Consider the following 22718-nt stretch of genomic DNA (forward strand, 5'->3'; position numbering starts at 1 on the left):
ACCTTATCAATTAATTTTCATACCACCGGCAATCCAATCTAGGTAAAAGCCTAAAATAACACCAATTGCTACCATTACTCCGGCAAGCTTTATATTGCCTCTTGCTACAGCCCAAATCGATGATAGAATAGTTGCACTTGATATACCTATTGTTTTTAGTTTTCCACTAAAAAGTCCGTCTATTTTATTAAGCTGCCCTTCAAGAGTATCAGCTAATGCTGGCTCAAAAGAAAAAACACAAGCAGTAATTATAATAATTAACAGCCCTACAACTACATTATTCCACTGTATTCCAAATGTAGGGTTTAGCATATTTAGTCGAGATTTTTGATATATGAACATTTTTATTGCTTATTAGTAAATTTTGCATTATTCTCCTAGTGCTAGTGAATTCCACGTTGAATGAAATTTTACTTTGAAGAGAGTTTCAGATACCCTACCAGAACTTTAAGGCTTTGAAGTAAAAACTAGCATTTTAAGCCAGTTTTATTTTTCCTTAGTATTTCTACTTTGTTTTTTAGAAGGTTTTGCTGTTAATTCTTTTGTATTAACATCATTACTGAACAAATTGGTGAAGACACATTTGAGCCTTTAACAAATTGCATATGAACATTGTTATTGCTTATTAGTAAATTTTGCATTATTCTCCTAATGCTAGTTAATTCCATACCAGTGAAATTTTACTTTGAAGCGGTTTTAATTAATAATCTTTGTAGAACTTTAAGTCTTTGAAGTAAAAACTAGCACTTTAAGCCAGTTTTATTTTTTTCTTAGTATTTCTACTTTGTTTTTTAGAAGGTTTCGCTGTTAATTCTTTTGTATTAAGGTCATTACTGAACAAATTGTTATTGTTTTGTTTTGAATTATCCTTTTCCTCTATTTTTGTAGCAGCATTAACAAGCATTATAGGGCTTGGAGTTTTTGGAGTAAAAGTTAACATTAAATCCTGAATTGTTTTGTATTCTCCTATTACTGTTAAATAAACCTTGTTTCCTTCTTCTCGTGGAACAATAAACAAAAATCCAGACTCATGAACTACAACTTCAGCTGCATTTTGAGGATACATAAAAATATCATTAATTTTTTCATCTTTAAGATTAATTCTTGTTGGCCCACTATCAGAAATCTCAAGCTTTAGTAAATTGTCAGCTTCTAACTCATATTCTACTGCATATATATTATTAACGTTTACCAAAGCAATAAACCATATGATAAATCTCAAAAATCTAATACTCATTTTTTTATTCCATTCTCTTTAACACCAGTCAACAATAAAAGGTAATTAGGAGTTTGCTTGTAAGTCAAAAGGTAAGTCTTATCGACAGCTATATCTTTACTATCGCTAAACCAATAACGAAGCGTTCCACTAATTAATACTCCATCCTTTATCACTTCAATCTTTTTTGGAAAAAAGACTGAAGATACATTTGAGCCTTTAACAAATTGCAAATGATCATGAAAAAATTTATTTAAAGATTCAGTATTACTAGATGCCACTTTCATGTCTGCTATTTGTCTTTCTACCTCATTTGGAGAAGTAGTAAATAAGAGTTTCGTCACATAAATTGCCCATTCCTTTAAATAGGTTTCATGGTAATTTTTTGATGAAACCATCATTTTACGATCAGGCTCCATTGCTGGAATTAATAACCACTTTTCTTCTTTGGTAATTGCAGCCATTATCGCAATTATATTAGCTGCAGCTAGCAATATAGTTACTGAAAGTAAGCATTTATTATATTTAACCAGCTCTTGTATAGCATTTTGCTTAAAGAGATGATTCATTATTTGCCAACTTTTTTGCCCAGCAATCTTGAATATCCTAATGGAGCTGGCAATAAACCTTTAGCTACTAAAAAACTTTTTAGCAAAAAATTCTCCGATACCTTCTTAAATTTCTTAAAGCAATAACATAGAGCAATTCCTCCAACCATAAATGCTAGGCCTAATTTAGCATGCCTGCTGTTTAGTAGTACAATTCCTGGAGCTACTCCAGCTAGCACTACTCCCCATTCATCAATGCTCAAACCCATATACTTCAACGGCCTCGATAATGCCCAACATAATTTTTGATTTTGCATAATCACCTTTAGCCGCAATTGTAGCATGAGATTTCTCATTCTGCTACTATAATGTTTAAATTAGCTAAATATCTTCAAACATAGATTTTACCTGCAATAATTAGTTTGCATACATGCATGTGCGACATGAAGTCGCACTATTCTTACCACAACGTTTTAGTCAGATAGTATTATAAAATATTATAACTTTGCATATATCCACTAATCATTTGTGTAACCTTAGACATATACTCTCTTAGTAACTCTGTACTAACTATACTATAATCACTTGTTGATTCAAAATTAATATGATTCAATGCTGCACGAATTATATACTGACCTGCACCTATATCTGACAGACAACTTGCAAACGTCCTTCTTAGATCGTGTATCTTGAAATTTTTTATGCAAGCCTTTTTACAAATCCTATTCCATGCTTCATATGGCTGTTCTAAGTGTCCGCTTTTGCTATTATCACTTGGTAGCACCCATTTACTTGTAGATGTTAATTTCCTTGCTTGCAATATTTTTATCATCTCATTTGTTAATGGTATATTTTGCGCCTTTCCGTTCTTAGTTTTTGGTATATGCCATATTTTTCTTACAAAATCTATATTGTCCCATTCCATCTCCAACACATTACTTTTTCTAGCTCCAGTATATAACGCTAATAATGCAAAATCTCTTATCAACGTATTTTTTTCTCCACATAATACTTGTAAAAATCTACCAATTTCATCGTAACTTAGACGTCTTTCTCTTGCTTGCAGTTTATGCAGCTCTATCCCTAGAGTAGGATTGTTTTCTATTAATCCCCATTTTTTTGCCTTATTAAACATAGTGCGTAAGGTTACTAAAAATAGATTTGCTGTAGCATATTTCTCCTCTTTGCTGATATCATTGAATATTTGTTCAATATCATTCCTTTTAACCTCGTTTATCTTTTTTAAAAATAACTGTTTCCCATAATTATGTATTCTTGCAGTACTCCCCTTCGAGCTTGTATTATATATTTTGCTATACTCTTCACACTTATCACACAGCTGTTTGAATGTAATATCTTGTCTTGCTTTTAGACGTTTCTCATTTTCTTCTATCTGTTGTTTACGTTTTACTTCTCTTGGATCTATTCCTTTCGCCATTAATGTCTTTAATTCTATTGCTTTTTTTGTAGCTTCTTTAATAGATACATATGGAAATTCTCCTATCGTTATTTTTAAACTCTGGTTTTTAAATTTTTGTTCTAAAACCCATGTTTTTCTTACTCTTCCTCCACAGACTACACATGAGATTTTCAGTTTAAGTCCTATTATATATGGATGGTGGATAATTAATAATTTTTCTCCCTTAGGAATTTTAATGTTATTTAATGACCGCTTTGTAAACTTTGATGATGATGATATTAAAGGCATAATTACCCCACATAATATTAATGTTGATATTATTAATATATATTACGTTGTATTAAACATTTGATATAAATTATGCTTTTTTTGATATCAAATTTTTTATACTAATTTGTTCATAATACATATAACTTGAAAATCACTTATCAATCCCAGGTTGTATATATTTTTCGATCATTAGATTAACCTCTAGATTGAAAACTGGCCCACAATTTCCTAAATTTTCTTTCAACCTCCTTTCAACCTTTTGCTTTAATTTTTTTGTTATATTGACAAATATTGCAAATATATTTATAGTTAAAGTTGAAGATTGATTAAAAATATTAATAAAAGTCAACATAAGTTAATAGTAGGTTCTATAAAGTGTAGAAGTTAATAAAAATTAACTTTTTTTCTTCCTTATACTTGATCTACCTTTGCAGCTTTACCTATGGATATGTTATATTACATAACATAGTTATTCTGCAAATTTTTGTTTAGCTGTTTTGATCCAATCAGTAAATTCTTCCTTTGAAACTACTTCAATAGCAATTGGCATAAAACCATGATTTACTCCGCATAGCTCTGAGCACTGTCCATAATATACTCCTTTTTTTTGTACTTTAATCCATGTTTCATTGATTCTTCCTGGTACAGCATCAACTTTAGTACCAAAAGCAGGTACTGCAAAACTATGAATTGCATCACCAGCTGTGATAATAAACCTAACCCAAGTATTTTCAGGTATAACTAATCTATTATCTACTTCTAGTAATCTTAAATCTCCTGGTTTTAGCTCACTATCATCAAGGATATTACTATTAAAGCCTATATTATCATGATCTGGGTATTGATAATGCCAGTACCACTGATATCCTACTACTTTAATATTCATTTCTATTGGTGGAATTGTTTCTATATTGTATAATATTTTAAATGATGGTACTGCAATAATAACCAGCAATAATGCAGGAATTAATGTCCATATTGCTTCTAGTTTGTAATTAGCAGAAAACTGCATTGGTTTTGGATGAGATTTTGAATTAAATTTTGTACATATATAGATAAGTAGCCCTAGAACAATTAGTACTACCATAGCTAATATAATCAAAACAAAATCATGGAGACCCCGTACCGAGGACATTGCTTCTGTTACTTGAGGCTGAAAATACATCTGCCATGCTTTAGGAGCGTTAGAGTATATTGGTGTGTTGTAACTTAGTATTAACAATAGCGCTAGTAGTCGTGCGGGTGATAGTAGTAACAGATATACCTCAATTCTAAAACTTCTATTTATTAATATTTCAACCTTTATCAGCTATCTGAAGTGCTGATACAACCATAATAAAGTATTTTTTAAATTAATTAAAGTAAAATTATTTACCTTATATTTTTATAATAGTTGTACCAGCAATTTTATCATGTAATCCTCTATGATGCTTATCAAAAGGTATAATAAGCAAGCTAAATATTCCTAATGAATATCCAAAGAACCTTTTTATATATTGAGATTTAGTAGGCTTAGTAAAAGTATTGCTGTCGATAATTTTAATTCCCATTAATAACTTACCTATGGTAGTATCAAATTTTATCCAAAGACCAACGAAATATATAAATAATACTGCTATATAAACTAAAATGCATTCAAGGCAATAAGTAATATACTTAGGTGATAATAAGAATGCTTGCAGTTGTTCTAGATTTTGGGTAGCGATATCAGGTAGATACAAGTCATTTAAACGTAATAGATGATCACATACATATTGTGTACATGGGTGAGAAATTGTTCCGATGATACATGTATCTAATTGTAGGGCAAGTAACCGTGGCATTAGTTTAACATAAGAATATTGCTTTTTCATGCTACTATATATTTAATATTATATTATGATTTTAACTATAGCATTATATTAATAAAGTGTAAAAAATGTAAGCCTGAATTCGTTCAATAAGATATCTTTCGAAACTGCTTTTTGAAGCTCAAAGTTGTATAAAAACCAGAATATCAATTTTGTGAAATGTTGCAAATAATAAGATAAAACTTAGGCTATGGATATAGGGTAAAGATAGAGAACGGAGCTGTTGTCACATATAATCATCTAAAACAGCAGAAACTTTATTTGGTAAGCTGTTATATAATTTTATTTTTTTATTTGCAGTTTTTTTAGCAAAATCAAAACTAGAAATGCGCAACTAATGTGATTAAACTGCACTCTACAACAAAACGTATATGAGAGTGATATATAAGAACTCAACATACCAAGAGTATTAAGCCTTATGTAGATTGCAGAGATGTATAGAAAGCATAAGCAAAGATGTTATATGCTATGTAATAGAGCTATGAAAATTACATTCAAAAGATTGCAGACTTTATGTAGATAAGGGAATGCAACACTATAGTAAATTATATTGAATTAGATATGAAATTTACTATAAGGTAAAACTAACAATGCATTTTATGCAGAAATCACGGCAATATTTATTTGTTGTAATGTGCTATTTATTTCGTTGATTTGGCTAAACATTATATCGCTTCTATTATTTTGGTTACTACTTTCTTTTAAACGCCAGATTAGGATAAATGAAAATATGAAAGGTAGTGAATAAAAGGTATACAAGAGATAATGTATAATTATATTATCTGTAGTTTTAATTAATAACAGCTTATTTATTGCTCATATTTCTACAAATATCCCTATACTTAATAACCTAAACATTCACCATTATAACACTTGTATATTACATATTTCTAATTGTATCTTATCCTAAATTTGTATTTACAGACATGTGATTAATAAATAAACTGTTATTAATTGAAACTATATTTAAAGACATTACATGATATCTCTTATAGACCTTTTGTATTATGCCTTTCATACTTTTTCTTATCCTGAACTGACGTTTTAATTATTCTGCAGAACCTAATTCTATACACACATCATTTTGCATGAACTCACTACACAACATTAACAAATATTATTTTAGTAACAACGTTCTTTTTGAAATAAATAAAACTTTATTGTATGATTCAACATAATTTCAGTGAATTTAATACTCGCAATTTGAACATAATGAATCAGCAAAATACATTATTCTTAAAGTTTATTGTTAGTATTATACTATTCTGCTCTGTAATTAGTTATAGTATAGCTGAATGTATAGATGCTGATGATTTTGGATTTCCTACAATTGTTATATCATCAAGATATGATGCTAAGCAGCTTACTGGACAAAAAGATAACCAAGTTGCACCTTGGGTCGATAGTAAACTTTTAGTTAATGGGAAGCCATTGGTTGTTATGGTTAAACATTGGAATTATCATGAATATGATAATGATATCAGTCATCTCTCAGCTTGGTCAGCATGGTATGGAACTAATAAAAATAAACATACCCTTGCTAGCATTACAAAAAGATTTCCAGAATGTAGGTTTAGCAATAATAAAACTTTTTCTGATTCATATGATGATAATGATGATGTACCAGTTATTAATCCTCCATGTTTATTCAAACATGGTATTGGCCTTTATGCTTTGATTGCAAAGCCTGGCGTTGATCCAAACGCTAATGTTCATTCTCAATCTTATGGCATTCCAAAAAAAACTACTAATTTTCATGTAGGCCAAAACTACCTTAGCTCTCTTAATTCTACTGAGTTAGACTCAGGTTTTTTGGATACTACACCTGATGGAAATATAGTCAAAACTGGAGGATATTTTCACAAATATCAAGATCAGGAAGCTGAACAGTATGTTGGAGGAAGATTGTATTTCAAAATCCTAGATAGATTTTACGATGACAATAATGGACAATATAAGATCATTATTAAGTCTGGTGTTGGAGATGAAAAAGATTCACCAGAAACATTTCTTATAAATATAGTTAAAGAAATGCTATTTGGTAACAAAAAAAATCAAAATAAAAATGGAGTAATTCAAAACCTCTTTATAAACATTCTCAAAAATCCAAGCTATAAGATAGTTGTTAATCTTACTTTGATATTATTCATTGCATTTAGTGGGCTAGCTTTCTTAATAGGTAATATTAATATGACTGCTCATGAGTTAGTACTTAGAACAGTAAAAATTTTGGTAATATCTGTTTTGCTGAATTCTGATACAGCTTGGAAATTTTTCTATGATTATCTATTCTTTATTTTTGTAGATGGCCCTCAATTTATTATTAAGACTATCAATGAAGCAACAGCGATAGGACCAGGATCATCAAGCATATTAGGGCTAATGATTGCTCCTCATACTTTAAAAAAGTTATTTTCAATACTATTTGTAGATTGGGGCGGGTTTATTTACATTATTTGTTACTTAATATTATTATACTATATCTTCATAATTAGCTTTAAGGCAACAGTACTATATCTTAATGCTTTAATTTTGGTTGGTATAGGAATAATTGTAGGTCCTGTTTTCCTATGTTTTGTTTTATTTCAGTTTACTAAACCAATTTTTGAAAATTGGATTAAGCAACTAACTATATATGCTCTTCAGCCAGTGATATTATTTGCTGGCATTGCGTTTGTCGGAATGTTTATCAGACATGAAATATATGCTTCTCTTGGTTTCAGAGTTTGTGAAGTGCCTTTTCCTCCAATTGCTAACACATTAATAAAAATTATTAGCGGTGATAGCTCTAAAAAACAATCGCTCTTAAATTTGTGGTTTCCAGCTCAGGTACTTAAGAAAACATTATTATTCAGTCAAAAATGCGCTAATATACCTGTGCCTGAGGATCATATTGTATATCGCGATCAAAAACAATGGCAATGCAGTGATGGAATATCTGGTAATAGCAAGCAATTAATTACTTCAAAAGATCCATCAAATGAAAAGCACTGTTCTGCATATGAATGTAAAGCGAACCGTTACGTAGAACTGCCGTTTTTAGATCCTAATATCAATAAAGATAGATCTAGAATAAGAAACTTTTTTGCTGGTAACTTTGTGCAGTGGGATAGCTTATTATTACTTGCAGCCTGTGTATTTTTACTTAGCATGTTTAATGATAATGCAATAGCTCTTGCAAATTATATTAGCAGCGGAGGAGATAGATCATCAGCTAGCGAAAAATCAACTACAGCAATAGTATCAACAGTGACTCCGCCATCACCAACAACATTCATACCAGCTGCATTTAGTAAAATTGGCCAACAACGTACCAAAAATAGTAACTCACATTCTAATTCTAATAGTAGATCTGGAATTAATACAGGCACTAAAAAATAATTTTGTTATTTTAACCAAAGTGCGATCTAATTAGTAGATCAAAGGTGAGGTAAAGAAATGAAAAGATAATTTAAACTTAAAAAAAGTGAAACAGAAATTTGCTTATGTTTAAAAACATAAGCAAGCAATGCAGAGAGGATATTTAGTGTGAAAATATATAAAACAGACCTATGGCAAGTATGATCAATATAGAATAATGTATTATAACAGTATACTATTTAATAGATAATTTTTGGAAGATATATCAAGAGCTGGAAAGAAAGAGATTAATACCAAGTAATAATCCAAGAAACAGAGATAGAAACTTATCCCTAGCTGAGTTATTATCAATAGTGATATATTTTTATTTATCTTTATGCAAGGATTTTAAAAATTATTATCTATATTACGTGCGTTATAAGTATAAATGATACTTTTGGTTTACGTAGAATAATACAACTGTTACAAAAAATTCAAAAAGAGAAATTACAGGAGTACAGGCTGTATATCTAAATTCAGAAACAGGATATAAGGCAGATATTTCAATTAACAGAAGGTCATTAGGTAAAATCAGTGGATTGTTCATAACAATCGCAAAACGAAATGCAGATGCCACTAGACGTTGAAACAGCATTGAGCTTACAGCAAGCAGGCATTAAAGGCAATATCATTGCTAGTGCAGGAATTACGAATTTAAAAAATCATTCACTATTTCAAGGTAAAAAAATCATCATTGCAGCAGATAATGATAGAAAAAAAATCTCCAACTAATAATACTAGACTTCTTTCGAAACTGAACAATTATGTAGAATGATGTTATAAATATGTGATTTGAAGTAATAATGAAATTCGATCAGATTAAAGAGTTAGAGGATGAAAAATTTCGTCGATTAACAAGAAATAAGGAATGGAATATTTTCAAAGATGGTAGATATTTTGAGGAAAGCTGATGGTCTTAAGAAATCAAAAGGTGGACGTAAAAATAAGCTTAATTTGGAGGAACAGTTGCTGATGGTCTTAGAATACCTTAGAGAATACCGTACTTATTTCCATATAGGTCAGAACTATGGAATTAGTGAAAGTTCAGCATATAAAGCTGTAAAATGGGTAGAAGACACCCTAGTTAAACACCCAAACTTTGCTCTTCCAGGCAGTAAAGCTTTAATGAAGAGTGATATGAATTATGAAGTAGTCTTGATTGATGCTACTGAGAGTCCTATAGAAAGACCTAAAAAAAACAAAAATTCTATTATTCAGGAAAGAAGAAAAGGCATACACTAAAAACTCAAATAGTGGTAGACAAGAAAACCCACCAAGTAATATGTACAGATTTTTCTAACAGTAAAAAACATGACTTTAGATTATTTAAGGAATCCAAAATTCTTATCAATCCTAAGGTTAAAGTGATTACTGATACAGGATATCAAGGTATACAAAAAATTCACAATAATATGGATATTAATTAAAACTATATTTAATATCTCACATAATCATAATTATACATTATCTCTTGTATACCTTTTTATTATACCTTTCATGCTTTTTCTTATCCTAAACTGACGTTTATCAGGATTAGGCAGATAGTTAAAAGTACGAATCTTATGAAATAGTTTTATTATAATTTTAACTTAAGCTGATAACTCTACTTATTAAAGTATTCTCTTAAATATACTCCTGTAATACTTTGATCATTAAAAGATACTTGCTGTGGAGTACCAAAGGCAACTATTTCTCCTCCTTGATCACCACCTCCTACACCAACATCTACTATATAATCGGCACTTTTAATAACATCCATGTTATGCTCAATAACTAATACAGTATTACCATTATCAACTAACCTATGCAGTATTTGTAATAGCTTATTAACATCTTCAAAATGTAATCCTGTAGTTGGCTCATCTAAAATATATAATGTTTTTCCAGTGGAACGTTTTGACAATTCTTTTGCAAGTTTTATACGTTGAGCTTCTCCTCCTGAAAGTGTTGTAGCTGACTGCCCAATTTTAATATATCCTAAACCTACTTCGTTTAATGTTTTTAATTTATCACGAATGTGAGGAGCTTTATCAAAAAACGTTATAGCATTATCAACTGTCATATTTAGTACGTCAGATATAGACTTTCCATTGTATTTAACTTCTAAAGTTTCTTTATTATAACGGTTTCCATCACACACATCGCAGTTTATAAAGATATCTGGTAAAAAGTGCATTTCTATTCTAGTTAACCCACATCCTTCGCAAGCTTCACAACGGCCACCATTAACATTAAATGAAAATCTGCTACGTTTGTACCCTCGGGCTTTAGCTTCATGCAGCTCACTAAACCAATCACGAATATAGTTAAATACTTCAGAGTAAGTAGCAGGATTAGATCTTGGAGTCCTGCCAATAGGAGATTGATCAATATTGATTACTTTATCTATATTATCTAAGCCTATAATATCAGTATACTTTCCAACAAATGTTTTAGTATTAGGTTCAAGTTTTTTTAAAATTGCTTTATATAGAGTATGAATAATGAGTGTTGATTTTCCGCTACCAGAAACTCCAGTTACTGCTGTCAAGGTACCAAGCGGTATTTTTACATCAACATTTTTTAGATTATGAGATCTAGCTCCCTTAAGCTCAATAAATCTATTATTGTCACCTGTTCTTACGTTACTTCGAATAGAAACAAATTTTTTACCGCTTAAATATTGGCCAGTAATACTGTCAGGAACATTGATAATATCATTTACTCCACCTTGAGCAACTATTTTTCCGCCTTCTGTACCAGCTCCAGGTCCGACATCTATAATATGATCAGCTTCTAGTATTGTTTCTTTATCATGTTCAACAACAATAAGACTATTTCCTAAACTTTGTAAATTTCTTAGAGTAGAAAGTAACTTCTTATTATCCCTTTGATGCAACCCTATAGATGGTTCATCTAAAATATACATTATTCCACTCAAACCTGACCCTATTTGTGATGCTAATCTAATACGTTGACTTTCTCCACCAGACAGAGTAGTAGATGATCTATCAATTGTTAAATACTCTAAACCTACATTCTTTAAAAAAGATATCCTATCCTTAATTTCTTTTATAACCAGCTTCGCAATAATTTTATGTGTTTCTGTTAAACTATGCTCAAGGTTAGTAAACCAATCATAAGCTTCAGATACTCTCATCTTTGCAACTTCGCTAATATTTAGATTAGCAATTTTAACACACAATGATTCTTGAGTAAGTCTGTCTCCACCGCATGCTCTACAATCTCCTTCAACCTGATAACGTAACAACTCATCTTTTATCCACTGAGTAGCAGCTTGACAATATTTTTCCTCTAGGCTAGGAATTATTCCACCAAATGGCTGAATAACCACCTTAGACTTAGCTTCACTATTATAAGTAAACTTTATTTCTTCATCTCCTGATCCATAAAATAAAACATTTTTAACTTTATCACTTAAACTTTCAATAGGATCATCAAGACTAAAGTTATAATGCTGGGCTAAAGCATTAAAAGTATCTTTAATAAAAGAAGAATCATTATTAGCCCATGGCAAAATTGCGCCTTGAGCAATTGATAGTGAGGTATCAGGAACAATTAGTGCAGTGGAAAAAAACATCTCCTTGCCCAATCCTTTGCATGTATTACAAGCACCAAATGGACTATTAAATGAGAACATACGAGGCTCAATTTTTGGCAACTGAAATCCTGAAACTGGACATGAGTACTTTTCTGATAAAACTATAACATCTTGGTTCTGAAAAGTGAACTGAACATTATTGTTCTGCATAGAAGTGGAAGTAACTTTTTTAGCATAAATTATTCCATCTGATAACTGCAATGCTGATTCTAAACTAGAGGTTATTTTGCTACGTAACGTGTTATCAATAACTAACTGATCAACGATAACTGAAATATTATGCTTTTCGTACTTGTTTAGTATTGGCAAATTATCTATTTCATATTCATGGTTATCAATTATTATCTTTGAAAAACCATGTTTTTTAAATCTAGATATCTCTTTATTGAATTTATCTTTATGAACTTGAGTAATTGGGACAAGAATATCAATTTTAGTTCCATGAGGCAAAGCACATATAATATCTACCATCTCGGAAATAGTTTGTCCTTGAATTGGAGAATTAGTAGCTGGTGAATATGGTATCCCTATTCTAGCAAATAGTAAGCGTAAATAGTCATATATTTCAGTCATGGTCCCGACTGTAGATCTAGGATTACGAGAAATTGTTTTTTGATCTATAGCAATAGCTGGAGAAAGACCAGAAATAGATTCAACATCTGATTTGTTTTGCAAAGAAAAGAACTGCATATTACGCACTGGCCAACCTGCTAAATAACTTCTTATAGACTCAGCATATATAGTGTCATATGCTAAAGATGATTTTCCAGAACCACTTAATCCAGTAATAACTACTAATTTATGTTTAGGGATATCTATATCAATATTTTTTAGGTTATGCTCTCTTGCGCCCCGTATTTTAATACAATCAGCCATGCATATTTTTAATGTTTCGCAATAACTCAGTAGCAAATAACATATATTATTTAACTATAGTCGCAATCATAATTATAATTGACTAAATAGTCAATTATAATTATATGGTAACAAAAAATAGCTTTTAAAAGCTAGGTTAAGTATAATACCATGTTTAAACTATAATATGATAGCCTTAATTTGGAAAGGCAGTTAAGTTACACAGCTTATGTTATTATTAACTTTAAACAAGTAATGCTGAATTGGAGATAAGTCTGAAGAATAAGTTGGTAGATATAATAGATTACATTAAACGCCAGATTAGGATAAGTGGAAATATGAAATGTAGAGAATAAAAGGTATACAAAGAGAGAATGTTGAGTTATAAAAAAAATTTAAATAAACAAGGAATAACCCAACATGAAAAAATGTATTATAACAGTATACTATTTAATAGATAATTTTTGCAAGATATATCAAGACTGGGAAAGAAAGAGATTAATACCAAGTAGTAATCAAAGGAACAGAGATGGAAAGTTGTCCTTAGCTGAGTTATTAACAATAACGATATATTTTTATTTATCTCCATGCAAGGATTTTAAAAATTATTATCTATATTACTTGCGTTATAAGTATAAAGAATACTTTTGTTTACCAAGCTATAGTACGATAATACAACTATTACCTAGAATGTTGCTACCATTAGCCGTATTAATGCATTATCTGAAAGGAGAAGAGACTGGTATATATTACATCGATTCTACAAAGTTAGCAATTTGTCATAACAAACGTATTTCCAGCAATAGAGTTTTTAACAGATTTTCTAAAATTGGTAAGAGTAGCTATGGCTGGTTCTTAGGTTTTAAGCTGCATCTCATAATTAATAATAAAGGTGAAATAATGTCAGTTAAAATTACTAAAGGCAATAAAAGCGATCTATCTGTAGCTTCAGTTATTTCTAAAGGCTTATCTGGTAAATTGTTTGGTGATAAAGCTTACATATCTAAAGAGTTATTTCATCAACTCTTCTCCAATGGTCTACGTTTATTTACTAATCTTCGTAAAGATATGAAAACATATTTATTGGACATAGATGATAAGCTTTTATTAAATAAACGTTCCTTAATTGAGTCTGTCTTTAATGTACTAAAAAAACACATGCATTTAGAGCATACTCGACATCGCTCTCATATTAACTTCTTTGTTCATATAATTTGCTTCTCTTGCTAGTTATTCCATCTCCAAACTTAATCCCTATCTTATCTCTTCTTCTTTCTCTTCTAATCACTTATCCTAAATTAGCGTTATAAATATGTGATTTGAAGTAATAATGAAATTCGATCAGATTAAAGAGTTAGAGGATGAAAAATTTCGTCGATTAACAAGAGTAAGGAAGGGAACATTCTCAAAGATGGTATAGATTATTTTGAGGAAAGCTGATGGTCTTAAGAAATCAAAATGTGTGCGTAAAAATAAGCTCAATTTGGATGAACAGTTTGGATCTGGTATATCTTTTACGGCTTTTTCAACACAATGCTTAGAAAAATAGCTTTGTAATGTGTTTATAGAATCTGTTATTACATCAGCATCCTTAATAATTTTTAAATTAGCCTCTTTACGTAACTCATTTTCATTTGCTACTTCATTAATTAAACTCTTAATTCTAGTAGGACTAATATGCTTTTGCGGCACTGTGCTTATATCGTCAACTCTATTTGATAAGCCTAATTTAGCGAAAAATGCATTAATTATTTCTTTTACTTTTTCATGAATCATTTCAACTTCTCGAATAATATACGGCTGACCTTTCACTGTTCTGAATTTATAGGCTCTAAGTCAATAGCTTTACCTCCCAATTCTTCACCATTCTCTTTAAATCTTCTTGTAGTAACCAATATATGTGCATGCAAGTTTTTATCTCCTCTATGAGGCTTATGAATATCTATCTGCACTCCAAGACAATTTTTCACCTATTCCATTGCATCAACTATTTCATGTGTAATCTTTATTCTATCTTCTAAATTCAACTCCTTATCGTCTGGTAGTGCTATTACTATATCCTTTAGCAACTGGCTGGTTCTTAGTTTTTCGGTTTGTTCCACCTCATTCATTAATGTTTGAATATTCTTGAATTTTTGATTTACATAAGCAGGTATCAGCACTGTATGATATACGTTATCTTTCTTATGAGAGAAGTTATACCTTATATTTGTCTGCTCATTTGTGACAATAGTTCTTGCATTATACGCTGCCTTACAACAACTATTACCTCCTTTACTTCTACTTAAAAATTCAATTCTTGCAAACTGTATTGCCATCTCAACACCAATTCTCACCTGAGTTTTAAGTTAGCATAGTTTTTTTGATTTTGCTAGCACAAACTTCTTTTTTTTAACATTCAATCGGTTAATGAGTACTCATTTTTTAGCGGCAATCTTTATAGATTGCGTATTGCGTAGTGTGACATGAGGTCGCTCAAACAGAGACTACAGAGATATAGCAAGGTTGCATTTAAACCTTAGTTACCAGCTATTGCGGTGCGAGATTGGTAACGATCTTGTACTAAGCACGATAGAAAGCCTAACTAAAGTACTAATCTGGATGGGAAATAGGGGAAAAGTAAAGTTAAAATTGGTTAAACGAAAGTGAATCTTCATATGAAAAATATCGTCAATGCAGAAGCAGATACTACAGATAAATTCTGTTATAGGAATAAAGCTAAAAAGCTTAGCTGTAAGAAGGAATACGCAGCTTTCTTTAAAAATGCCAGCTCCTCCTATGTATAAAGAAGATAGCCAACTTAACGTATCTCTGTGAGTGAAACATGGTAAGCCTATTATTAGGCAACTGATAGTAGGTAAGAGAGGCCTTAGAAAGCAAATGATACTAAGTCGAAAGACTACAGGAATTAATAACTGAGTGTATAGGCATTTATATACTAATCAGAAATGATGCTAACTTAAGACTTGTGATTTTTACCCTAAATAGGTAAACAAGACTATGAATTAATTAGAAAAGTGAATGCTAAACGCAAATGCAACAATTGAGACTAAAAAGATAATTTCAAGAAAATCTATTGCCGTTCAATAGATTGGAAAGCAATTATACAAAAGGTTAATAATCTTCGTAGACGTATTTATAGTCGTTTACAATGAAGTTTACGCATAGAAAAAAAGAGATAATAGCATCATAAGATTTAGCAAATTGAGTAATTTGATGTCTAATCCACCGCTTTATATTAGCCTAAAACTTTTCTATCGGATTTAAATCTGGAGAATAAGGTGGAAGAAAAATAACTTTATAACCAACAGATTCTATTAACTCTTTAGTTTTTTAGATTTATGAAACGCAGCATTGTCCATTACTACAAACTGAGCAGGCTTTAACTCATTAATTAATACCTGCTGTACCCAAGTTTCAAATAATCTTGCATTATAGGCCCCATTAAATATCATAGGTACGATTGATTTATTATTAACATAACCAGCTATAATATTTGTACGCTCGTAAATATTTACCACGCTTTTTGCTGGTTATATGAGTTCCTTTTTTACTTCACAATCTATCCTTGCATATAGATTTCAATACAACTTTCATCTATGTGTACCAAGTTTTCTTTGAGTATCGACTTATTACTTGTTGATATTTTTCTCTTACTTCTAGTTTTACTTCCATGTGGGTAAACGTTTTTTTATAACTATAGCTAAGTTTTATCATGTAATAACTCACTACCATTATTGAAATTCCAAAATGTTTTCCTACTTGTACCAGAGTTAGATTTGGATTTAGCAAAATGTATTTTTCAAATTCTATCTTATATATTTTTTCTTTTTTACAAGATAAGATCTTTCTTTATAATGACTTTCTGATTTATATCTTTACCAATTTCTTACTGTGTTTGCCGCTATATCAAATTTTACTGAGTCAGCATTACAATTTTTTCCTTAATTAACACATTTCATTACTTTCTCTCGAAAGTCTTGGCTATATGATTTTAGATTTTCTTTTCAGAATGCTATGCTCAAGCTACATTCTAAATGACTATAGCATATTTTTGAAGCAATATTTATCTTAATGAAGTAGAGAATGCTAGAAAGAGCAAAGATCGTGAGTAAGCTAAGAGATGGCTATAACCACATAGAGTATGTTAGATGTGCTGATGATTTGATCATACTAATTGACGGCTATAGAAAATAGCAGTGGTTAGAAAAAGAAATTAATATAGGTCTAAGACAAGAACTGTTGAAAATAAATGTTGAACTACACGAAGAAAAGATAAAAACAGTTGATTTAAAGAATGGTAAAACATTTAGCTTTCTGGTTTTTAATTTTAGGATAGTGAAAACTAAGCAATGTAAAATTGGAATTCAGAAAATGCCTAAAATAAGAGCCAAACTTTTCTGCTGAAATGACTATAAAAGAAATATTTCGCAAGTTTATATCACAACTAATTGATAGGAGTAATACGTCTTATCAATAAGATATTACGAGGCTTGATAAATTTACTTTAGTATTGGTAACTCTAGCAGTTATTTTGGATATGTAATGGAGTTAGTAGAGAGGAAAGTAAGATGTTGTTTAATGCAATTACGTAGATTGGAAAAGCTTCTGCTGGAAAAGGTGGAATAGAAGAGAATTATTATGAGAAAATTGGATTGTGTAATGATTACTAAATTCGATATTATAGATCTTTGAAAGCAATAACTTTCGATATGCTATAGGCAATGATATGAAGTTATCAGGAAAGCGTAATACTGGAAATCCGTACATTGCGTTTGATGTTGCTGGTGATGGAAATGAGAATAACTAAACTACCTCATATTTACTCAATCTTACCTTAGGAAACAGAGATATGTAAACATTTCTTTGTGTTACATAACCATATAAATGCTTATACATCCAGTTATTAATTCCTGTAGTTTTTCAACTCAGTGTCATTAGCTTTCTAAGATATCTCTTGCATACTATAGCTAAGCTACTATAAAACAGTTATATTGTGTACTTTTCAAAAGGCATATCTAATAGGCTTGCTATGGTTTACTTATCAAAGATATTACCTTATATATACAGTGAAACTTGCATTTTTTAAAGAAGGTAAGAAATCCATTCTTACAGCTAAGCTTTCCAGCTTTATCCATATAACAGCCTTTATCTAGAGTATCTGCTTTTGCCTTGATGATATGTTTTTTATATGAAGATTCACTTTCGTTTAACCAATTTTAACTTTACTTTATTACCACTATTTCCTATCTAGATCAGTACTCTAGTTAGGATTCATATCGCTCTTAGTACAAAATTGTTGCTAATCTTGTATATCAATAGCTGTAACTTAGGTTTAAATGCTACCTTGTTACATCTCATGTTAATTTTAGGACAAAGAGCAAAGAATTATGAATAAATTATTTCTGATTTATGCTTGCATGCTGTATGCAAGTTCAAGGAATATTTTTTTATTGATGAAATAAAAACAGCATGCTTTACCTTATACTATTAAACAAGAATATATAGAAGTAGTAAAGCGTATGATGTAATAAATTAGGTAAATTAGATATGTGTAATTTACAATGGCAAGTTAATTATACTACTTTTGAAGTAGTTGTAGTTTAAGATCAAATATACTAAGATCTAAGTTAAAAAGATGCTATGCAGCAGTAGAATCATCAACTACTACAGAAATGAAAACCCTATTATTTTTTTTTCGAAAAAATTTTACTTTTCCTGAGACTAATGAAAAAATTGTATGATCTTTACCTAATCCTACATTTTTTCCTGGATAAAATTTCGTACCTCTTTGCTTAACAATAATGTTACCAGCATTTACTAACTGACCGTCAGATTTTTTTAAACCTAATCTTCTACCAGCTGAATCACGGCCATTTTTTGAACTACCACCTGCTTTTTTCGTTGCCATCTGAACTCCTTATACTGCTTTACTTAAAATAGTTTAACTTTTAGCAATTAGATGCTTTAGCGATATCTATAATCTTAACTTGTGTAACTTCCTGTTTATGCCCTCTTTTTTTACGATAGTTTTTTCTTCGTTTTTTCTTAAAAACTATCACTTTTTGATCACGTAATTGATTTAATATTTGAGCTGTAACAGAAGCCCCTTTAACAATAGGAGTACCAATAAAGGAAGGATTGCTATATTCTCCAATCATTAGAACTTCTTTAAATTGAACAGTTGAGCCTGGCTCACCATCAATTTTTTCTATTTTTATTATGCTATCTTTAGCAACTCTGTACTGTTTACTACCTGTTTTAATAACTGCAAACATTAAAATACCCACTTTTAATCACGATGTCCATATAATATATATATTTATGCTACTGAAGTCAATGGCAAACACAGCAGCATAAATTAAGAATGATTATTTATAAACCGTAATAAAAACAACTGTTATAACTATTATAACGTTACTTTATTTTGCAAGCTAGCATATATATTTTATTTTGAATAGCTTGAGTAAATGATTTTATTATTTGAATTTCTAGTATAGCCTTAGTAGTATATAAAATCATTGCTGTAATTATACAAGAGTATATAATATCAGACGGATAATGCATTGCCAATGACAATCTTGATATACCAACCATTATGACTAGCACCACTCCTGCGAATTTGCCTATTCTGTTTAGTTTATGCCATAAACATGCCACGATGAAAAATGTGATTCCAGTATGAGCACTAGGGAAACTAGTAAAACAATTAACATATTCTGTATTAAAATCTATAACTGTTTGTATTTCCGATGATGAAAGTGAGCAACAAGGCCTAGTAAATGAGAAGAGACGTTTCAATTTGCTGTATACTAGTAAAAATATAGTGTATGCTGTTCCTACATACAACAAATAATTATAAGTTATGTTAAATTGATAAATGCGTTTTTCACCATGATAATTTCTAAGTTTGATTAATAAATAAACTGCTAGTAATAAATAATATATTGTAAAATTTTTAGCATAGAATATTCTAGATAAATAGTAGAACATTTTAGCGATACATTCATTACTATTGGTAATTTGATTGATGATTAAGAATAATTTGACATTCCATCCATTAAAATCATATAACCACGGTTTCATTATTTTTCCTTATTGTATTTGAGTTTATGTAAATTATTGGTTGGTATATTATATGTTAAATAAGTACTAATCAATATAATTTTTAAGGTAAATTTGTAAAATTTATGTGGAAAGTTATTGTTTTAGGATGTGGGCCGTCTTTAGGAGTGCCTGTTATTGGATGCAAGTGCTCAGTTTGTATGTCTAATATCGAGTTCAATAAAAGATTGCGTTCATCCTTATATCTTCAATATAACCATGAAGTCTCAATTTTAATTGATAGCGGTTGTGATATTAGATTTCAATTATTACGGGCTAATATTACAAAATTGGATGCTGTAATTCTTACTCATCCTCATTCTGACCATATTGCTGGTATAGATAATTTGAGAGTTTTTACGTATCAAAATGGCTACCCTTTAGATGTTTATGCTAATATAGAAACTGTGAATTATATTACTAAAAACTATAGTTATTTATTTGAGAAAAATCTATTAAATGCTATAAAAATTGATGACTATGGTACAGTTAATATTAAAGGTAAAGAAATAACTACTTTTCAGCAAAATCATGGAGACATTAATAGCTTAGGTATAAGAATTAAGAATTTTGTTTATTCAAATGATGTTAAAGAATTTCCTAGAAAAAGTTATCAATTCCTCAGTAAAATAGATGTTTGGATGTTAGACTGCCTACGGGTAATAGCAACTGATGCTCATGCTGGCTTGAATGAAGTTATGCAATGGAATGAGCAGTTTATGCCGAAAAAAATCTATTTGACTAATATGAATCATACTATAGATTACTATGGCATTCAGCCACTGCTTTCAAAAAATATTGCGCTAGCTTATGATGGTTTAGAGTTTTATATATAACAATGTAAGTTAATGTAACCAAACAATTTGAGATAACAAGCTTCGAAGGTATAATATAAGTCATTGTTAACAATTAATTTTTCAGGAATTAACTGTGGCATAGCCAAAACGCTAGTTAAACATGTTATTGCGTTGTTAAATTAAGTTAGCGTATTTTTTATCATAAAATAAAAAATTTTAGTATAAAATAAAATTATGGATTATATAAAAATGAATCTTTATGCATGCAAAAAATATAAGTGGTTTTGATGTTAACTGTCTAAGTAACGAATTCAATGCCAAGGAATATACCGTTCATGAGCTTTCGTTGCACATAAAATCAGCTATTGAATATCAGTTCAGCGTGCTAAAAGTACGAGGTGAAGTTTCTGGATTAAAAATTGCTAGTTCAGGTCATAGCTATTTTAACTTAAAAGACGATAAAGCAGTTTTAAATTGTGTATGTTGGAAAACAACTTTAAATCTTGTAAAAATTAAGGTTGAAGATGGAATAGAAGTTATAGCTACTGGTAGGCTCACTACTTATTCAGGCCAATCTAGATATCAGCTTGTAGTTGAAAATATTTGTATCGCTGGGTTAGGATCATTGATGCAAATATTTTTTCAACGTAAAGAAAAATTAATGAAAGAAGGGCTATTTGATAATTCTAGAAAAAAAAAGCTACCAGCCTTTCCAATGGTTATTGGAGTCATAACATCTATTTCTGGCGCCGTTATCAGAGATATTGCGCATCGAGTTAATGACCGCTTTCCTAGCAGATTATTAGTATGGCCAGTAACGGTACAAGGCAATAATTCTGCTAATGAGGTAGCAAGTGCTATTCAAGAATGTAACAATATGCTAACTAGTAACCATGATCTAGCTCCCGAAGTTATTATTATAGCTAGAGGTGGTGGATCTGTGGAAGATTTATGGTCATTTAATGAAGAAATTGTTGTTAGGGCTATAGCTAGCTCAGTTATTCCAATAGTATCAGCTATTGGCCACGAAGTAGATTTTACTCTTGCAGATTTTGCTGCTGACCTAAGAGCCCCAACGCCATCAGCTGCTGCTGAGATGGTAGTGCCAGTTTTAGCTGATATAAAAATGCGTTTAAATAATTCAATGAACCAGATAAATCATGTTACTTTCAATTATTTAAAATGTAGTGTTATGTCGCTGAATAATTGTGGTAATATTGTTCAAAAGCTAAAAACAATGATAGATTTAAATTATCAAAAATTTGATGAGCTTGTATTTCGATTTGATACAAAAGTAGAGCAATTTGGAGAACTTCAAAAAAGAATTTTGCAAAATAATATGCTTATTGATCCTAGTAAATTGGTGCAATTATACGAACTAAAACTTGAAAGCCTTAATAATAAGTTATATCAACTTGTAAAAAGACTATTTGTTAACTTAGATAACAAAGTGTATTTGTTAGATTCTCTCTTAAATAATATGGATTATTCAAGAGTACTTAAAAGAGGATTCGCCATTATAAGATTAGTAGACGGACCAGTGGTATCTTCATTGTCTCAGCTTAAAGGTAATGACAAAATAAAGATACAATTACAAGACGGAGTACGACAAGCTACAATTGATTCTTAATTGAGATTAGCTGCATTTTTTACTGTTT

At 30.2% G+C, this 22718-nt stretch carries 20 protein-coding genes and 4 pseudogenes; 9 read left to right on the forward strand and 15 right to left on the reverse strand.

What is annotated here, in order from left to right:
• Positions 1-6: 6 nt before the first annotated feature.
• The 7 genes from DK405_RS02660 to DK405_RS02695 all read right to left on the reverse strand — a co-directional run bounded on the left by DK405_RS02660 (position 7) and on the right by DK405_RS02695 (position 5307).
• Positions 7-342 (reverse strand): hypothetical protein, encoded by a 336-nt coding sequence (locus tag DK405_RS02660; RefSeq protein WP_081420583.1) that lies wholly within the window; start codon positions 340-342, stop codon positions 7-9.
• 406 nt (positions 343-748) lie between these two features.
• Complete coding sequence (locus DK405_RS02665) at positions 749-1237, reverse strand: hypothetical protein (RefSeq protein WP_064613303.1); 489 nt, start codon at positions 1235-1237, stop codon at positions 749-751.
• Positions 1234-1785: a TraE/TraK family type IV conjugative transfer system protein gene (locus DK405_RS02670; protein WP_045912835.1), complete on the reverse strand. Its 552-nt coding sequence runs from the start codon at positions 1783-1785 to the stop codon at positions 1234-1236. The genes DK405_RS02665 and DK405_RS02670 overlap by 4 nt, the downstream gene beginning before the upstream one ends.
• On the reverse strand, positions 1785-2120 hold the full coding sequence (locus DK405_RS02675; RefSeq protein ID WP_041621693.1) for a hypothetical protein: 336 nt from the start codon (positions 2118-2120) through the stop codon (positions 1785-1787). The genes DK405_RS02670 and DK405_RS02675 overlap by 1 nt, the downstream gene beginning before the upstream one ends.
• A 131-nt stretch (positions 2121-2251) precedes the next feature.
• Positions 2252-3472, reverse strand: coding sequence for a tyrosine-type recombinase/integrase (locus DK405_RS02680; protein WP_064613282.1), 1221 nt, complete (start codon positions 3470-3472; stop codon positions 2252-2254).
• A gap of 451 nt (positions 3473-3923) precedes the next feature.
• Positions 3924-4676 (reverse strand): cytochrome c oxidase subunit II, encoded by a 753-nt coding sequence (gene coxB, locus DK405_RS02690; protein ID WP_045912806.1) that lies wholly within the window; start codon positions 4674-4676, stop codon positions 3924-3926.
• A gap of 154 nt (positions 4677-4830) precedes the next feature.
• Entirely contained in the window at positions 4831-5307 is a 477-nt protein-coding gene (locus tag DK405_RS02695; protein ID WP_045912805.1) for an RDD family protein, read from the reverse strand.
• Positions 5308-6516: 1209 nt separating this feature from the next.
• Here DK405_RS02695 and DK405_RS02700 point away from each other — a divergent pair.
• The 4 genes and pseudogenes from DK405_RS02700 to DK405_RS02715 all read left to right on the forward strand — a co-directional run.
• On the forward strand, positions 6517-8685 hold the full coding sequence (locus DK405_RS02700) for a TrbL/VirB6 family protein (protein WP_045912810.1): 2169 nt from the start codon (positions 6517-6519) through the stop codon (positions 8683-8685).
• A 200-nt stretch (positions 8686-8885) separates the two neighbouring features.
• A pseudogene (locus tag DK405_RS15670) lies at positions 8886-9092 on the forward strand (IS982 family transposase); the annotation flags it as partial.
• Between the two features lie 181 nt (positions 9093-9273).
• Positions 9274-9435 carry a toprim domain-containing protein gene (locus DK405_RS12700; protein ID WP_231967603.1) on the forward strand — a complete coding sequence of 54 codons (162 nt, stop codon included), beginning with the start codon at positions 9274-9276 and terminating at the stop codon, positions 9433-9435.
• A gap of 71 nt (positions 9436-9506) precedes the next feature.
• Positions 9507-10115, forward strand: a pseudogene (locus DK405_RS02715) (transposase family protein); the annotation flags it as partial.
• Positions 10116-10306: 191 nt separating this feature from the next.
• On the opposite strand, the gene uvrA reads toward DK405_RS02715, so the two are convergent.
• Positions 10307-13180 (reverse strand): excinuclease ABC subunit UvrA, encoded by a 2874-nt coding sequence (gene uvrA, locus DK405_RS02720; protein WP_045912932.1) that lies wholly within the window; start codon positions 13178-13180, stop codon positions 10307-10309.
• Positions 13181-13579: 399 nt separating this feature from the next.
• On the opposite strand from uvrA, the pseudogene DK405_RS02725 reads away from it, so the two are divergent.
• A pseudogene (locus DK405_RS02725) lies at positions 13580-14456 on the forward strand (IS982 family transposase).
• 33 nt (positions 14457-14489) lie between these two features.
• Positions 14490-14654 (forward strand): annotated as a pseudogene (locus DK405_RS02730) (IS5/IS1182 family transposase); the annotation flags it as partial.
• A 313-nt stretch (positions 14655-14967) separates the two neighbouring features.
• On the opposite strand, the gene DK405_RS16055 reads toward DK405_RS02730, so the two are convergent.
• The gene (locus DK405_RS16055) at positions 14968-15111 is read right to left on the reverse strand and encodes a hypothetical protein (RefSeq protein WP_458692995.1); all 144 of its coding nucleotides are present in this window, start codon (positions 15109-15111) and stop codon (positions 14968-14970) included.
• Positions 15112-15129: 18 nt separating this feature from the next.
• On the reverse strand, positions 15130-15495 hold the full coding sequence (locus DK405_RS16060; protein ID WP_458692827.1) for a MobA/MobL family protein: 366 nt from the start codon (positions 15493-15495) through the stop codon (positions 15130-15132).
• Between the two features lie 321 nt (positions 15496-15816).
• Here DK405_RS16060 and DK405_RS14940 point away from each other — a divergent pair, with 321 nt between their 5' ends.
• Entirely contained in the window at positions 15817-15945 is a 129-nt protein-coding gene (locus tag DK405_RS14940) for a hypothetical protein (protein WP_269459335.1), read from the forward strand.
• Between the two features lie 457 nt (positions 15946-16402).
• On the opposite strand, the gene DK405_RS15675 is transcribed toward DK405_RS14940, so the two are convergent.
• The 5 genes from DK405_RS15675 to DK405_RS02765 all read right to left on the reverse strand — a co-directional run bounded on the left by DK405_RS15675 (position 16403) and on the right by DK405_RS02765 (position 20245).
• Positions 16403-16477: a transposase gene (locus DK405_RS15675; protein ID WP_108883845.1), complete on the reverse strand. Its 75-nt coding sequence runs from the start codon at positions 16475-16477 to the stop codon at positions 16403-16405.
• Positions 16477-16680 (reverse strand): transposase, encoded by a 204-nt coding sequence (locus DK405_RS02750; protein ID WP_045918146.1) that lies wholly within the window; start codon positions 16678-16680, stop codon positions 16477-16479. Before DK405_RS02750 ends, DK405_RS15675 begins: the two co-directional genes overlap by 1 nt.
• 2120 nt (positions 16681-18800) lie before the next feature.
• The gene (rpmA, locus tag DK405_RS02755; protein ID WP_045912662.1) at positions 18801-19070 is read right to left on the reverse strand and encodes a 50S ribosomal protein L27; all 270 of its coding nucleotides are present in this window, start codon (positions 19068-19070) and stop codon (positions 18801-18803) included.
• A 40-nt stretch (positions 19071-19110) separates the two neighbouring features.
• Complete coding sequence (gene rplU / locus DK405_RS02760; protein ID WP_045912661.1) at positions 19111-19437, reverse strand: 50S ribosomal protein L21; 327 nt, start codon at positions 19435-19437, stop codon at positions 19111-19113.
• 139 nt (positions 19438-19576) lie between these two features.
• Positions 19577-20245, reverse strand: a complete 669-nt coding sequence (locus tag DK405_RS02765; protein ID WP_045912660.1) for a phosphatase PAP2 family protein — start codon at positions 20243-20245, stop codon at positions 19577-19579.
• 179 nt (positions 20246-20424) lie between these two features.
• Here DK405_RS02765 and DK405_RS02770 point away from each other — a divergent pair, with 179 nt between their 5' ends.
• Complete coding sequence (locus tag DK405_RS02770; RefSeq protein WP_231967605.1) at positions 20425-21099, forward strand: MBL fold metallo-hydrolase; 675 nt, start codon at positions 20425-20427, stop codon at positions 21097-21099.
• Between the two features lie 220 nt (positions 21100-21319).
• Positions 21320-22690 carry an exodeoxyribonuclease VII large subunit gene (gene xseA, locus DK405_RS02775; RefSeq protein ID WP_045912658.1) on the forward strand — a complete coding sequence of 457 codons (1371 nt, stop codon included), beginning with the start codon at positions 21320-21322 and terminating at the stop codon, positions 22688-22690.
• Positions 22691-22718 lie beyond the last annotated feature (28 nt).

Origin of the sequence: Orientia tsutsugamushi (assembly GCF_900327275.1) — a bacterium.
GTDB lineage: Bacteria > Pseudomonadota > Alphaproteobacteria > Rickettsiales > Rickettsiaceae > Orientia > Orientia tsutsugamushi.